Origin of the sequence: Paenibacillus graminis, assembly GCF_000758705.1 — a bacterium.
Classification (GTDB): domain Bacteria; phylum Bacillota; class Bacilli; order Paenibacillales; family Paenibacillaceae; genus Paenibacillus_AQ; species Paenibacillus_AQ graminis.
The window spans coordinates 5,832,514-5,847,437 of the sequence record NZ_CP009287.1 but is presented as its reverse complement, the minus strand read 5'-3'; the positions used below and the strand labels follow the sequence as shown (position 1 = coordinate 5,847,437).

The following is a 14,924-nucleotide window of genomic DNA, read 5'->3' as shown; positions in this document are numbered from 1 at the left end:
CTTTCCCCTCCCTTAAATAACTGTGACTTTTGACAAGTCTGCTTCCATGCCCTTGAGCGCGGCGTAGGTCAGTTTATCCATCATAGCGCCGTCAAAGCAGACGGTTTTGATGGCGCGGTAATACTTCTTGGACAGGTTCGACATAGGAAAAGCCACATTTTTAAGCGTTGCGCCTTTAAACGAAACTTCGTTCAGCCCCGCCTTGTCAAACTTGACGCCGAGAAAGGTCATCCCGTCCAGGCACAGACCCGCCAGATTGGAAGACTTAAAGTCCACGCCGTCGAAAATACAATTCTCAAAAACCGTTTTACTCAGGTCGCACATGGTTAGATTGACGTCGGTCAGCTTTGCATCGATGAATTTGGCCCCGGCCAGCCACGACTTGCTGAAATTGGTACGCACAAGGATGGATTGTTGGAAGCTTGCACCCGCCAGATCAAGCGCGAAAAAAGTGCAGTCCGTCAGATTTGCGCCGTCAAAACGGGCTTCACGCACATCGCTGGATTTAAACGAGCTGCCCGTCAAGTCCGCACCCGAGAAGTCGGAGCCGTGCAGCGCGCTCCCTTCGAATTTTCCTTTATATGCGGTAACGCCTGCGAAGTCGCTCTTTGCGAGGTTACTCGAACTGAAGTTTGTCACCACTTGGCGTTCCAGCGAACGGGAGAGATTGGCGACCTCCTGTACCGTTTGCTCAATATCTCCGATGCTGCTGATGGTCATCTCGAAAGCTGTTTTCTCGTCCTTGCCCTCGGCTTGGAGTTCACGAAACCGCTCCTGCAAATCGGAGAGCAGATCGGCCTTTAGTTCGGTGACGCTTTTCACCTCATCATAAGGTGCAAAAACGCCATTCAAATAGTTGGTCAATTTCTCATTCATCACATCAACTCTCCTTATAGTAAGTTTTCAAGTACACGCTTTGCGTATTCCCAGTTGCTTTTGTTGCGGGCGTAAGCCGCCTTACCCTTTTCGGTAATTCTAAAATATTTCCGGCGTCCGCCCTGAGATTCATCACCCCAGTACCATTCGATGTCACCGTCCGCCTCAAGCCGCCGGACGCTGGAGTACATCGTGGCTTCCTTTAATTCATACTCACCGTCCGAGCGCTCGGCAATCAGTTTGACAATCTCGTACCCATAGCGGTCAGCTTCGGATAACAGCCGTAAAATCATCGTATCGGTATGTCCGCGCAGCAGGTCGGATGTAATTTTGTTCTCACTCATATAATCACCTCCGCATCTGTATAATACGACACACTACTGTGACTGTCAAGGTAGTATTTTAAATACAATACTTTGTTGAGTTGTACATCCAGGCAGTAACAGGCCCCTTCTTCAAAAAGTTTATAGTTGATAATCATTATCAATGATGATAAAATGTCAATATAGTTTACTGGTTAACAAAAAACCTACTTAGTGAATGGAGCGCCATAACCTATGGAATCTGCAGATGCGGTAAAACAGCATGTGTATGAACAGTTCATTCGATTTCTGCACGTCTATGAATCTTTTTCGGATACAGAAATTGATCATTTTCTCAGCATTGCCGAAAGGGAGCGGATCGAGAACTTTCCGCACAATATTACTGCGGTGCATGTGATCGATTGTATCGGGCGCCATGAGCCCATCAACAGCACAGCTATTGCCGGGAAGATGGAGTTGTCCAAAGCCAGCATCACCAAGATCGGCGGCAAACTGCTCGCGGATGGACTCGTGGAGCGAATGCAATTGAATGATAACAAAAAGGAAAGTTATTTCCGGCTGACCCCGCAGGGGAAAAAGATATTTGATCTCCATGAACGGATTCATGCGAATGAAGCAGAGCGGCTTCACCGTTTTTTGGACAAATACTCGGCCGTAGAAATGAAGATTATTGGCAGTTTCCTTAAGGATTACAGCGCGGAGATGGAACTGAGAATATCCGGGGGAACCGCAAAAAGATGAACCGGGGAGAGTGGCAATCATGAGCCTGGCTGAATTAATCAGAGGACGGCGGACGATCCGCAGCTTTAATCAGACGCCTGTCGCCCGGGAGCTGGTGGCCGAACTGCTGCAGCAAGCAGCAGGTCTGTATCCTTCAGCTGAAGATGCCGTCTGGCGCTGTATTTATGCCGGTACCCCCGAGTCGCGTGGGCGGCTGGCTGACTACATGATGGAGCATATGACCGGGAGCAGGCTGGGCAAATGGATGCCGGGCAAGATGATCGAGCTGTTCAAAAAAAGATTTACCGGTATTCCCGGCCATGTGGTCGTTATTGCCGGCACGGGTCCTGACCGGCAGGCAAGCGACCGGAATTATGCGGCGGTCTGCAGTATCCTGCAGAATTTCCAGCTGCTGGGCTGGGAGCGCCAGCTAGGCATGCTATGGGATACCGAACCAATGATGCAGAGCGAGGACTTTTATGAACGTCTTGGCATCCGTGAGAATGAAAGGTTTGTAGGCGTTCTTCATCTGGGGTACTACAATAAGGCTCCGCGGGGGCGGGCAAGAACATCGGCAGAGAAGAAATGGACAGTCTATGCAGGCAGCTAGAGCTAAAATAGGAGGGATCATATGACATTATCCAATCTCGGTCCGGAGCTGCGCAGCTCCGGCTCCTTTTCCGGACAGCCTGTACCCCGGCAGCTAGTGCTGGAGCTGCTGAATGATGCGGTATGGGCGCCGAATGACGGGCTAAGAGAGCCTTGGAGATTCATCTATGCCGACAATGGCGGCAGCGCCAGGCTGTCCGGCTTGCAGGAACCTGCTCCGGCATACCTTATTGTCGTCATGAAGGAAGAGAGTGACCCGTATAAGCGGGATGAGGATTTCGCTGCGGTCTGCTGCCTGATGCAGAACTTCCAATTGCTGGCCTGTGAACGCAAGCTGGGGGTAAGGCGGACGATGAAGGACTGGATATATGACCGGAAGCAGATGAATGTTTTTGGTGTGCAGGACAAGGAACGCATTACCGCTGTTCTTGAAATAGGTTTTTGGGATGGAGATCCCGGAGCAACACCTTCGGCAAAGGTGGCTGAGGTGAAGTTCGAGCTGCTCTAAATACAGGAACAGCAGTGAGAATCTGCAGCTTTCCCAGACCTGGACGGGTAGGGGAAAGCTTTTTGACATGGAGAAATCCGGAAAATTATTTCAATTTATAAATATACAAAATAGAGCAATGGGTGTAAAATTGCATTACTTGAGCTTTTTGGGGGACAGGCAAATACATATATTCCGCAGTGAACGGATCTCGTCAGGAAGGCAGGAAACGGATGCTCCCGGACGGCGGAGCGGAGGTTTCTATCTGCATGTCCTTATGTGAATAAATTCGCATATGCAGATTGTATATGGCCAGGCGGACCCAAGGAAGAAAAGAAACTCAGAACCCAATCAACAAGAAGATGGAGGCTACTCGAGAACCATGGAAAGAAAAAACTGGAAACACCTGATGATGCTGTTAATGCTGGTCGCTGCGATTAGTATAGTAGCGGTGGGCTGCGGCTCAAATACGAATAATGCAGGCGCGTCTGCTACAGGAAATGCTGCTGGAGACGCACCGGCTGCAAGTGATGCACCGTCTGAAACGGCAGTACTGACCCTGGGACTTTTACCTTCGATTGATGCGATTCCATTCATTATTGCCCACGAGCAGGGCTTCGACAAAGAGCATAACGTAAATTTGGAGATTCAGACGTTCAAGAGCGCCAAAGACCGTGATGTGGCCTTTCAGGCCGGTAAAGTGGATGGAATCAGCGCGGATTTGGTCGCAATTTCGATCTATAACGAAGCGGGGCTGGATGTCAAGATCACCAGTACCACCACTGGCGAGTTCGATCTGCTGACCGGAAATGACGGAGTCCAGGGGGTGAAGGACCTTAAGGGCAAGACGGTGATCCTGTCCAAAAACACTTCAACCCAATATACGGTGGCAATGATGCTGAAGCAGGCAGGCCTGACGGAAGAGGATATAAAGGTGACCGAGGTGCCGCAAATTCCAACCCGTCTGGAACTGCTGAAGAACCAAAAAGCGGATGCGGCAGTCTTGCCTGAGCCTTATGTCACTATGGGCAAAGCGGCAGGCCTGCGGGTGCTCAGCTCTACCAAAACAGCCGGAGTGAATCCGTTTGTGCTGGCCTTCCCGCAAAGCGCAATTGATGCCAAAGGACAAGCCATTCAGGATATGTACGCCGCATATGATGAAGCGGTAGCCTATATGAAATCGCATGACCAATCGGAATATATTGATCTGATTATCAAGGAGGTCGGATATCCGGACACGCTGAAGGATCAGATTACAGTACCGGAGTATCAGCCGGCGAATCAGGTGGATGTGAAGGAAGTGGAAGCGGCATTTGCCTGGGCAAGGGAAAAAGGCCTGCTGACCAAAAATATATCGGCTGAAGAAGTGATCTCCGATGTCCAGTTTAAGAAATAGCGGACTTAACATCAAAGCGCTTCAAGTGGAATATAAAAGCGGACAAAAGGCTCTCGGGCAAGTAGATTTAACTTTGCCTGAGCATGGCATATATACGGTTATCGGGTCATCCGGCAGCGGGAAATCCACGCTGCTGCGCGCGGTGGCAGGTCTACTGCCGGATTATGAGGGTGAACTGCTGTTCAACGGGAAGTCCGTGCATGACCAAGAAACGCTGATTGGGCTGGTCCCGCAGAATTACGGCCTGCTGCCCTGGAAAACTGTCCGCGAGAACATCCGGGTAGCTATGAAGATTACCCGTCCGGCTGGAGGGAGCAGGGAAGCCCTGGAAGCGGAAATTACCCATTGGCTGCAGTCAATGGGGATTGCTGAGCTTGCCGGCCGCTACCCGCTCTCTCTGAGCGGAGGGCAGCAGCAGCGGGTGGCGATCGCCCGGGCCTTTGCCATCCAGCCGACGATCCTGCTGCTGGATGAGCCGTTCTCCGCACTGGATGCCATTACCCGTGAAACGCTCCAGCAGATCTTCCTGGATAATTGGCTGGCGCATCCGGCAACCGCGTTGTTTGTCACCCATGATGTGGAAGAGGCAATTCTACTCGGGCAGAAAATCGTTGTGATGCCATCAGCCAAGCAGGATACCCCTGAAATTCTCGACAACGCATCTGTCTTTGCTATGAAGCATGAGGAGAAACGGAACAGCGATGAATTTTTTGAGCAGAGCAAACGGATCAGAAAGGTAATGCTGGCGAAATGGTGAAAAAACGGCGTCTTCCACACTTGCTGCGGCTGTTGTTTGTCTTTTTGTGCATGAACATTGTCTGGTACATAACCTATCTGCTGATGAATCATCCGATTCTGCCCAGCCCCGGAGCGGTCTATGAGGCGATGTTCCACCTGGGGGCCAGAGATGTGGGGCTGAACGTCGGATACAGCCTGCTGCGGATCTTCGAAGGCGTACTTCTGGCCCTGCTGATCGGCCTGCTGATTGGTCTCTTAATGGGACGTTCCCCGCTCTGGAACCGGCTGCTGGACCCGGTCGTTTACCTGACTTATCCGATTCCGAAGATTGCGCTGCTGCCGGTGGTCATGCTGTTCTTTGGTCTTGGCGAAACCTCTAAGGTACTGATGATTATGCTGATCCTGCTGTTCCAGGTCATCATCTCCGTGCGCGACGGGGTCAAGGCGATCCCCGAGAGCACGTATGATGTCTTGACCAGCATCGGTGCAAGCACAGGGCAGAAATTCTGGAATGTGACGCTGCCCGGCGCATTGTCGGTCATTCTCAGCACAATCCGCATTTCGCTCGGAACTGCAATATCCGTCTTGTTTTTCACCGAGATTTACGGGACAGAACATGGCATGGGCTTCTTCATTATGGATGCCTGGCTGCGGCTGGATTACCCGGAGATGTACGCGGGCATTATGCTGTTCAGCCTGGTCGGTTTTGTACTGTTCCTGCTGGTGGATATACTGGATTATAAATTTATGAAATGGCGGCGTTGAAGTAAGAGCTGTAGTGCTGCCGCAATAGCACGGAGCGACAAGGCGGCTCAGGATTGAGCCGTCTTGTGGCATCATGTTGAACTAAGCCGGGATTCCCGCACATCTCTTATCCTCCTGCCATGACAGCAAATAAGTTCTTCACAACTTTGGGTTATGCTGTATACATCAGAAGGAGGAGAACAAATTGAAAAAAATCTGGTTAGGTATCATCACATTGGTATTGGTTATGGGAATCGGCACAAGCGTTTATGCAGCGGAAGCGGACAAGGGACAAAGCTGGTTCGAGCACATGCTTCCTTTTGCCAAAAAAATGCACCCGGATCTGACGGACAGCCAGGTCAAAGATATGGTGAACAATTGCCACAGTAAGCAAGGCGCCGGCAAGGGTGGAATGATGGACAGCACATCCGGACGCGGAAGTATGATGAATTTCTAAAAAGAAAATTAAGATGGACCTCCGGACAAGGACGGGGTCTGTCTTTTTATGTATAGAAGGGAATGGTCATGTGTGGGCACTTCAACCATTTTGCTGGTGGACGATGAGAAGGATATTCTTCAGGTGATCAGGGCTTATCTGGAGAAAAGCAATTATATCGTATACGAAGCCGAGACGGGAACCGGCGCACTTCAGCTCTTTGAGCAGCTGAAGCCTGATCTGGTGGTGCTTGATCTTATGCTGCCGGACATATCCGGTGAAGAGATCTGCCGGATAATCCGCAGCAGCTCGAATACTCCCATTCTTATGCTTACCGCGAAAAGCAGTGAGGATGATCTGGTGAACGGCCTGCTGACAGGCGCAGATGATTATATTACCAAACCCTTCAGTCCACGGGAGCTGCTGGCCCGGATAACCAGCCTGCTCCGGAGAACGCGGCCCCAGCTAAACTGGGAGCAGGGGAGTGCACGAAGCTTTGGAGGCGGCAGCCTGTCCATAGATGCCGAGCGGCATGAGGTCAAAGTGGAAGGAGCACTAGTTGCCCTGACGCCTCTTGAATTCAAGCTGCTGGAGTGCCTGAGCGGGAATCCCAAACGGGCTTACAGCCGTTATGAGCTGGTAAACCTGATCCAGGGGGATGACTTCGACGGCTTTGAGCGGACGATTGATGTGCATATCAAAAATCTGCGGCAAAAAATCGGCGATGATTCCAGGCAGCCCCGTTATATTGCTACTGTGTTCGGGGTCGGTTATAAATTTTTGGTGAATAGGGATGAATAGAGGCGGACTAAGAACCAAACTGCTGTTGTCCCATTTGGGGGTTGCTCTAAGCTCCCTGCTGATCATCTTATTTCTGGTGAATCTGGTCATGAGCTTTTCCTTTGGGCGGTATGTCGAGAGCCGTCAGCGGGCAGAGGCCGGGTTCCTGCTGGCCGATCTGGAGCAGGCTTATGATTCCCCGGATTCGTGGAATATGGACAAGTTGATGGGAGTGGCCCATCAGGCTATGCTGCGGGATTATTCGATACGCCTCTTTGATGCGGCAGGGAAGCCTGTCTGGGATATGGGAAACATGGGTATGCCGATGGTAGCGGTTGATCCGGATGAGGCTGCGACCCGTTATGCGGTGCAGAAGGAAGGCGTGAATATCGGCACACTCGAAATCCGGGGGAATGGCGGAGCGGAGCAGGCGCAGAACCGGGATTTTTTGCAGATGTTCAACAGGCTGTCATGGGGTGCGCTGCTGCTGGTGCTGGGCGGAGCGTATCTGTACAGCAGATATATGGCTAAGGGGCTCAGCCGGCCGCTCGCGCGCATCAAGGGAATAGCAATGAAGATGAGAGAAGGGGATTTGACAGAACGGGTTCTGCTGCCGGCCAGAACACAAACGGAAATCGATGAGGTCGGCCAGGCCCTCAATTATCTCGCAGATACCCTCCAGCAGCAGGAGAAGCTGAGAAAGAATCTTACGGCAGATGTAGCGCATGAATTGCGCACACCTCTGACCACAGTGCAGAGCTATATTGAGGCATTTCAGGATGGAGTCTGGGAAGCCACGCCTGACAGGCTTCAGATTTGCCATGCACAAATTATGCGCCTGGTGCAGCTTATCGGTGATCTGGAGCAGCTGAATGCTGCGGAGAACCCGATGATCCAGCTGCGCCATGAACGGCTGTGCCTGAGTGACGTGCTCAGGGATTCCATTCATTCGGTTGCCGGCAGACCGGAGCTGGAGAAGGTCGTCTTGACGCTGAAGGAGTACAAGGAGCACTGGATCAGCGGGGACTATGAGCGCCTGGTCCAGGTGTTCGTGAATCTTTTGAATAACGCGCTGAAATTTACCAAAGATGGGCAAGTGGAAATCAGTTTTATAGAAGAGCCTTGCGGGATTACTGTGAGTATTGCCGATACGGGGGCGGGAATTGCTGCGGACGAATTGCCCTTTATTTTTGAACGGTTCTACCGTGGAGAGAAATCACGCAGCCGTAAAACCGGAGGAGCAGGCATAGGCCTGGCGATCGTAAAAGCCATTGTCGACGCCCATGGAGGACAAATAACAGTTACAAGCAATTTGGGGGCAGGCTCGGAATTCCAAGTATATCTGCCTAATTAAATTTCTGTTGCCGATGTTTCATCCGTTGTGCCATAGCGCCGGCCTCTCTGCTGATTAGACAGATGGGGTCTTTTTTTGCATGCAGCTGTATTTTCCTGTCGTAAATAAAATATGGTAAAAATATGCATCCATCTTTATACTTAAGGAGAATATTGGAATCATATTGAGGAGGATGAATTTTTTGGATAGACAGTACAGTTCCAATAATAGTACACCATTCGTTCATCACACGGCCAAGGCCGTGCTGATTACTACTGTGGCCCTCGCCCTGCTGCTGCCTGGCGGACTGGCCGCGGCCGATTCAATGTCTGCCTCTGCTGCTGTTGCTGTGCCTTCAGTAATAGATGCCGGAGGACAAGCCGCAGTGGCCCCCGACCCATCCAAGGCAAAAATCACAGAGGATCAAGCCGTAGCCAAGGCCCGAGAGCTGTTTCCGGTTCTGAAGGATGCAACCTTATCCGGTGTGCGGCTGGGTGGGGACAATTCCTGGCCGCCCAGCGGCAATCAAATGATCTGGGATATTTCGTGGAGTTACGAGGTTGGCAGCACAAGCTATGGGTTTTCGAGCCGGATTGACGCGCTTACCGGGGATTTGGTCAATACTTACATCTCGTATCCATTTTTGCAGCAGGATTCCTATTATCCGCCCAAATTGACGCGTGCCGAGGCGCTGGAGCAAGCACGGAAATTTATTGCCAAAGCAGCACCTTCCCTGGGGCCTGGGGACATTGAGCTGACGGATAACGAGGCCATGAATATTGCAGGGGGCAGCCTATTCGGATCGATACAATACAATTTCTACTTCAAGCTCTTGAAGAACGGCCTGCCTTCAGCTTCGGACATACTCTCGATCACTGTTGACAGCAACGGGAACGTCCTCCAGTTCAACAAGCCGTCTCCTGGACTGGTGTACCCGTCAGCCAAACCTGCCGTTTCTCTGGAGTCAGTGCAGAAGAAGTTTACGGACAACTTTGCCGTAGAACTCTACTATATTCCGGTTTACAAGGACGGTGTCGTGGAGCGGTGGGGACTGGGCTGGCGTCCACAAGAACAGACATTGTACTCGGTTGATGCCCAGACTGGTAAATATATAGACAACGAAGGCCGTGAAGCTTCCGCCCTCCCGGTGAAGGATGAGGCGGTGCCGGAGACTAAGGAACGGTTCCAGGCGGCCAGTACCGGCAAGGAGATTACTGCTGCCGAAGCTGCCAAGTTTGTGCAGCAGATTGTAGCCATTCCGGCAGAACGTAAGCCGGACAATCAAACGCTGGGCACTGGCTATCCGAATACGAAGCAAAAGGTCTGGAGGCTGGCCTGGAGGGATAACAGCAACACACGCATGGCCTCATTTCCAGCCAGCTCTTATGCAGAGGTGGATGCGGTAACCGGCCAAATCTACCAGTATCAGCTGGAGCAATTTGCAGGCAGCAAGGATGTGAAGCCACAGCCGGCACCTGCCGGAGGGAAGAAGCTGACCCAGGACCAGGCTAAGCAGCAAGCCATATTACTTGTCAACCGTTTGTATGATCAGGCCAGCAGTGTTCTTAAGCTGGCTGAGCATGGTGGAACCTGGAGTGTGCTTCCGGACGGCAAGGGCTTCCGTTTTCAATTTGTGCGCTATTATAACGGCATCCCGGTAAGTGATGCAGGAGTAACGCTGGCCATGGATATTTACGGCAGGCTGGAAAGCTATTCTGCAGTGAGCCCGGATTTATCAGCGGTCAAGGAGCAGCCTACCCCTGCTGTATCCCAAAGCGAGGCAGTGCAGAGCTACAAAGACCGCTATGCCATGAAGCTGCAATATAACCTTCTAGGCGGGTTATATAACAACTATATGTACGTAGAACCGCAGATTAAGCTGGTCTACAGCCCGCTGCCGGTCAACGAACAAGATCAGAACGAGGTCCTGGATGCCGCTACGGGGAAATGGGTAAAAGTGTACGCTTATTCCGGCCAGAATGTGGGCACCGCTGCGGCAGTTGACCTGAAAGGACATCCAGCCGAGCAGGCATTAACTGAGCTGGTGAAGTATGGTGTGCTTGTCCCTAATGCTGACGGCAAAGTCAATCCGGATCAGGAAATCACTGTGGGTGACTGGTTTACCTTCATTGCCACAGCATCCACATCGAACTACCAAGGGTACACGAATGGATCAGAACAGAAGACTGTAGCCGGGGTTAATCCGGACAGTGAATATTATAAGGCTGTCAGCTTCGCCGCAAATCACGAATGGATCAGCAAGGATACTGTGCTGCAGCCCGGCAATAAGCTTAGCCGTGAACAGCTTGCTGTGCTGCTGGCCTCCTTTTTGCAATACAGTAAAATCTCTGCCTTCCTGGAAAATGACACGGCAGTAAGCAGCTTTAGTGACAGTGACTCTATTAAAAACAAAGGTGCGGTAGCGCTGGCTGTGAAGCTGGGGCTTATGCAGGGAGACAACGGCAAATTCAATCCGCAGCAAAATGTAACCAAAGCCGATGTTGCTACTGTGATGATGAAGCTGGTAGAGCTGCAGGGCAAAGTTGACCAGAATATAGGCCAGCAGCAGCGTATGTAGCCAGGCGGTCTGCGTTCCCGAAAAGTTATGCATAGCACTTTCTCCGCATCGTGAGAAATAGCAAAGCCTGCCCCCGCCATCAGGCGGGGAGCAGGCTTCTGTGTGTTTGCTATGAACAGCTGCTATTTATTTGCCCAGCTGCTTATCGACTTCACGGACAGGGTTTTCACCGGCGTTCTCTTCAATTTTATGGCTGCTCATGAACCAGCCGGTGGCTGCAATAATTACAAGCACGACATAGAAGGTAGCTTTCCACCAGGTGCTGTGGGCGAAGTCCTCGGACAGGACACCCAGTGACGGATGAGCCAGGGTGATGACAGCCAGCTTAACGCCGACCCAGCCAACGATGAAGAATGCGGCAACCTCAAGGCCGGGACGGGAGTGGAGCAGCTTGACGAAGAAGGAGGCTGCAAACCGCATAATGACCAGTCCAATGAAGCCGCCGGCAAAGATAACGAGGAACTGGCCGCCGTCAAGGCCGCCGATCTTGCCCATTCCGCTTGGCGGAAGCGCAACGGCAAGCGCAACAGCCGCAAGGATAGAGTCAACGGCAAACGCAATATCCGCTACTTCAACCTTCAGAACTGTAAACCAGAAGCTGGATTTCTTTTTTTGCACAACTTCCTCAGTGCCGCTTTCCGCAGCCTCTTCAGTAACAGGCTTCTTAAACAGCACTTTCCGGAAGATGTGATTCCCCGCGATGAACAGAAGGTAGATCGCGCCAATGGCTTGTACCTGCCAGATGTCCACCAGATAAGAGATGACGAAAAGCGAACCGAAACGGAACACAAACGCCCCGGCCAAACCATAGAACAATGCCTTTTTACGTTCCTCATCAGGAAGATGTTTAACCATGATTGCCAGTACCAGTGCATTATCTGCGGCGAGCAACCCTTCCAGTGCTACGAGAACGAGTAATACCCATCCGTATTCTAATAATAATCCCCAATCCATTGCTGCTTCCTCCTCATTTGGATGTAAATACCGCCATGAAATTCCTGCGGTACCATTATTTTTACCAAATATATATAAAAAAGACCTTTACCAAGCAGATCAGCCTTTGGAATAAAGGTCTAACCTGATTGGTAAAGGTCTCGCTAACAATAGTTCATTGCCGATAAAACCGGAGAACATCCTCACGTTCTCGTATTGACGATTTTATCTAACAGCTACTCCCCTTTACGGGATATATTAAATTTAATTGGTTACGTGGTTGACTTAGAAGTATCATATATGACTTAAGAGCCGTTGTCAATGCCTGTGAGAATAAATATCAATAGAAGATGACTGGGATGGAAACGGAAACATGGTAGTTATAAGTTAGATAATCTAACGTACGATATGGCGAAACTGCAAACATAAGGAAATAAAGGGCTTTTTAAGCTGGAATGCAATTGACGATGTACAGGAATGAAAATATGATGAGACTAATTAAAGCGGTCAAGCAAATTATTGTTAGGAAATATGACATTCATTTGATTGTTCCGCGCAAATAAACTCTATTAATCAGGTTACTTTTAGGAGGTGGGAAATGATGCAGCCGTCGCCGTGTATATCAAATGAAGCAGAGGAGGAGATCAGCCGCCACCCTTGCTACAGCGAGGAAGCCCATCGGTTTTATGCCAGGATGCACATCCCGGTAGCTCCCGCCTGCAACATCCAGTGCCATTACTGCAACCGCAAGTTCGACTGCGTGAATGAGAGCAGGCCTGGTGTGGTCAGCGAGGTGCTTACCCCGGAACAGGCCGAACGCAAAGTGAAAGGGGTAGCCGCCCAACTGATGCAGCTGTCGGTAGTAGGCATCGCCGGTCCAGGCGATCCGCTGGCAAATCCGGAGCAGACGTTCGACACCTTCGCCCGGGTGAAAAAGGTTGTGCCTGATGTCTCCCTTTGCCTCAGCACCAACGGGTTGACGCTGCACCGGCATATCGATGAGATTGTGGAGCTTGGCATCCGCCATGTCACTATCACCATCAACGCCATCGACGCGGATGTCGGTCAAGCGATTTATCCCTGGGTGTTCGACGAAGGTGTGCGTTATGAAGGAAAAGCTGCCGCAGAGCTGCTGATCAGCCGCCAGCTGACGGGTCTTGAACTGCTGGCGAAGCTGGGAATTCTCGTCAAAGTGAATTCGATTATGATTCCCGGGGTCAACGATCATCATTTACCCGCAGTGTCCAAAAGAGTAAAAGAGCTCGGGGCCACACTGCACAATGTAACACCGCTAATTATCGCGCCGGGCAGCCAGTATGAGCAGGACGGGCGCAAAGCGCCCCGACCGAAGGAACTGCACAATCTGCAGGAGCTGCTGGGCCGGGGCGGCATGAAGGTGATGCGCCATTGCCGGCAATGCCGGGCTGACGCCATCGGGCTGCTGGGCCAGGACCGCAATCAGGACTTCCCGCTGGAAGCGATGGAGGCTGATCCGGCAATCAATGCGGAAGCCAGGGCATTGTTCCAAGGCGAGCTGGATGTGAAGATCCGTGAGCGGGTCCAAGCGAAGCGGGCGAGATTACTTCAGGAGAATGCGCCGAAGATCAGGGTCGCGGTGGCTACCAGAGGCGGCGACAAGGTCAACCAGCATTTCGGGCATGCCACGGAATTCCTGGTTTACGATACCGATGGAGCGGTGGTTCAGCTGCTCGGTGTCCGCAAGATACAGGCCTACTGCCATGGCAAAGCAGACTGCAACGGCGACAAAGCCGCCACGCTGCAAGAAATTATATCCATTCTAAGTGATTGCCGCATTCTTCTCTGCTCCGGTATCGGTGAGGGCCCCCGTACCAGCCTCAACAAAATCGGAGTCTTGCCACTCGTCCGCAAAGGTGGAATACAGGAAGCGATTCTCGAAAGTGTGAAGTACAGCTCTTATTTTGAAAATATAAACATTTCGAAGGGATGATGAATGATGAGACAAATAGCTTTCTACGGTAAAGGCGGTATCGGTAAATCCACAACTTCCCAGAACACTTTGGCCCAGCTCGCAACCAAATTCAAACAAAGAATTATGATCGTTGGCTGTGACCCGAAGGCAGACTCCACACGCCTGATTCTGAACACGAAAGCACAGAACTCGGTACTGGAGCTGGCAGCCGAACTGGGCTCGGTTGAGGATTTGGAACTCGAAGACGTGCTTCAGACCGGCTTTGGCGACATCATCAACGTAGAGTGCGGCGGGCCTGAACCGGGTGTAGGCTGTGCAGGGCGCGGTATCATTACTGCCATCAACTTCCTGGAGCAGGAAGGGGCTTATCAGGATCTGGACTTCGTATCCTATGACGTACTGGGTGACGTTGTATGCGGCGGGTTCGCAATGCCTATCCGTGAAGGCAAGGCACAAGAGATTTATATTGTCTGTTCCGGAGAAATGATGGCCATGTATGCAGCCAACAACATTGCACGCGGTATCCTGAAATATGCTACCAGCGGCGGCGTAAGACTGGGCGGACTGATCTGCAACAGCCGTAACACCGACCGTGAAGATGAGCTGATCATGGAGCTGGCCCGCCGTCTGAACACGCAAATGATCCACTTCGTCCCCCGGGATAATATCGTTCAACATGCCGAGCTGCGCAGAATGACGGTCGCCCAATATAATCCTGCCCATCAACAAGCCAAAGAATATGAAATCCTGGCTGAAAAAATCCTCAACAACAAAATGCTGACTATCCCTACTCCGATCTCCATGGAAGAGCTGGAAGAGCTGCTGATGGAATTCGGCATCATCGAAGATGAAGAAGCAGCGATCAAGAAGCTGAAGGCTTCCGGCCAATAAGACGGTATAACCGCGGTTAGCTATAATCCGGTGAACGGGAGTGGAGAGACGGCCTTCACCGGATGAACTTTCAGTGGCTAACCGGCCATGCAGGCGGCGTAAGCGTCCTGAACCACGAAAAGGAGGGTC

General features: G+C 51.4%; 15 protein-coding genes. 12 read left to right on the top strand and 3 right to left on the bottom strand.

Going from position 1 to position 14,924, the window contains the following annotated elements:
* Positions 1–12: 12 nt before the first annotated feature.
* Together PGRAT_RS25270 and PGRAT_RS25265 are read right to left on the bottom strand one after the other, a co-directional pair.
* A complete protein-coding gene (locus PGRAT_RS25270; protein ID WP_025707747.1) occupies positions 13–876 on the bottom strand; it encodes a pentapeptide repeat-containing protein in 864 nt (287 codons plus the stop codon).
* A 14-nt stretch (positions 877–890) separates the two neighbouring features.
* Entirely contained in the window at positions 891–1,220 is a 330-nt protein-coding gene (locus PGRAT_RS25265; RefSeq protein WP_020428594.1) for a PadR family transcriptional regulator, read from the bottom strand.
* Positions 1,221–1,433: 213 nt separating this feature from the next.
* Here PGRAT_RS25265 and PGRAT_RS25260 point away from each other — a divergent pair, with 213 nt between their 5' ends.
* The 10 genes from PGRAT_RS25260 to PGRAT_RS25215 all read left to right on the top strand — a co-directional run bounded on the left by PGRAT_RS25260 (position 1,434) and on the right by PGRAT_RS25215 (position 11,020).
* The gene (locus tag PGRAT_RS25260; RefSeq protein ID WP_025707746.1) at positions 1,434–1,940 is read left to right on the top strand and encodes a MarR family transcriptional regulator; all 507 of its coding nucleotides are present in this window, start codon (positions 1,434–1,436) and stop codon (positions 1,938–1,940) included.
* A 19-nt stretch (positions 1,941–1,959) separates the two neighbouring features.
* Positions 1,960–2,529: a nitroreductase family protein gene (locus tag PGRAT_RS33800; RefSeq protein ID WP_025707745.1), complete on the top strand. Its 570-nt coding sequence runs from the start codon at positions 1,960–1,962 to the stop codon at positions 2,527–2,529.
* 21 nt (positions 2,530–2,550) lie between these two features.
* The gene (locus tag PGRAT_RS33795; protein WP_025707744.1) at positions 2,551–3,036 is read left to right on the top strand and encodes a nitroreductase family protein; all 486 of its coding nucleotides are present in this window, start codon (positions 2,551–2,553) and stop codon (positions 3,034–3,036) included.
* A 361-nt stretch (positions 3,037–3,397) separates the two neighbouring features.
* Positions 3,398–4,411 carry an ABC transporter substrate-binding protein gene (locus PGRAT_RS25245; RefSeq protein WP_025707742.1) on the top strand — a complete coding sequence of 338 codons (1,014 nt, stop codon included), beginning with the start codon at positions 3,398–3,400 and terminating at the stop codon, positions 4,409–4,411.
* The gene (locus tag PGRAT_RS25240) at positions 4,392–5,168 is read left to right on the top strand and encodes an ABC transporter ATP-binding protein (RefSeq protein WP_025707741.1); all 777 of its coding nucleotides are present in this window, start codon (positions 4,392–4,394) and stop codon (positions 5,166–5,168) included. Before PGRAT_RS25245 ends, PGRAT_RS25240 begins: the two co-directional genes overlap by 20 nt.
* On the top strand, positions 5,162–5,914 hold the full coding sequence (locus PGRAT_RS25235) for an ABC transporter permease (protein ID WP_025707740.1): 753 nt from the start codon (positions 5,162–5,164) through the stop codon (positions 5,912–5,914). Before PGRAT_RS25240 ends, PGRAT_RS25235 begins: the two co-directional genes overlap by 7 nt.
* 184 nt (positions 5,915–6,098) lie before the next feature.
* The gene (locus PGRAT_RS25230; RefSeq protein WP_025707739.1) at positions 6,099–6,350 is read left to right on the top strand and encodes a hypothetical protein; all 252 of its coding nucleotides are present in this window, start codon (positions 6,099–6,101) and stop codon (positions 6,348–6,350) included.
* Positions 6,351–6,398: 48 nt separating this feature from the next.
* On the top strand, positions 6,399–7,130 hold the full coding sequence (locus PGRAT_RS25225; protein WP_042267384.1) for a response regulator transcription factor: 732 nt from the start codon (positions 6,399–6,401) through the stop codon (positions 7,128–7,130).
* The gene (locus PGRAT_RS25220; protein ID WP_025707737.1) at positions 7,123–8,463 is read left to right on the top strand and encodes a sensor histidine kinase; all 1,341 of its coding nucleotides are present in this window, start codon (positions 7,123–7,125) and stop codon (positions 8,461–8,463) included. The genes PGRAT_RS25225 and PGRAT_RS25220 overlap by 8 nt, the downstream gene beginning before the upstream one ends.
* Positions 8,464–8,635: 172 nt before the next feature.
* Positions 8,636–11,020 carry an S-layer homology domain-containing protein gene (locus tag PGRAT_RS25215; protein ID WP_081758935.1) on the top strand — a complete coding sequence of 795 codons (2,385 nt, stop codon included), beginning with the start codon at positions 8,636–8,638 and terminating at the stop codon, positions 11,018–11,020.
* A 126-nt stretch (positions 11,021–11,146) separates the two neighbouring features.
* Here PGRAT_RS25215 and PGRAT_RS25210 read toward each other — a convergent pair whose 3' ends face one another.
* Positions 11,147–11,974, bottom strand: coding sequence for a TerC family protein (locus PGRAT_RS25210; protein ID WP_042267382.1), 828 nt, complete (start codon positions 11,972–11,974; stop codon positions 11,147–11,149).
* A 577-nt stretch (positions 11,975–12,551) separates the two neighbouring features.
* Between PGRAT_RS25210 and nifB the strand changes: the two genes are divergently transcribed.
* Together nifB and nifH are read left to right on the top strand one after the other, a co-directional pair.
* Positions 12,552–13,922 carry a nitrogenase cofactor biosynthesis protein NifB gene (nifB, locus tag PGRAT_RS25205; protein WP_025703734.1) on the top strand — a complete coding sequence of 457 codons (1,371 nt, stop codon included), beginning with the start codon at positions 12,552–12,554 and terminating at the stop codon, positions 13,920–13,922.
* Between the two features lie 3 nt (positions 13,923–13,925).
* Entirely contained in the window at positions 13,926–14,795 is an 870-nt protein-coding gene (gene nifH / locus PGRAT_RS25200; RefSeq protein WP_238326737.1) for a nitrogenase iron protein, read from the top strand.
* Positions 14,796–14,924 lie beyond the last annotated feature (129 nt).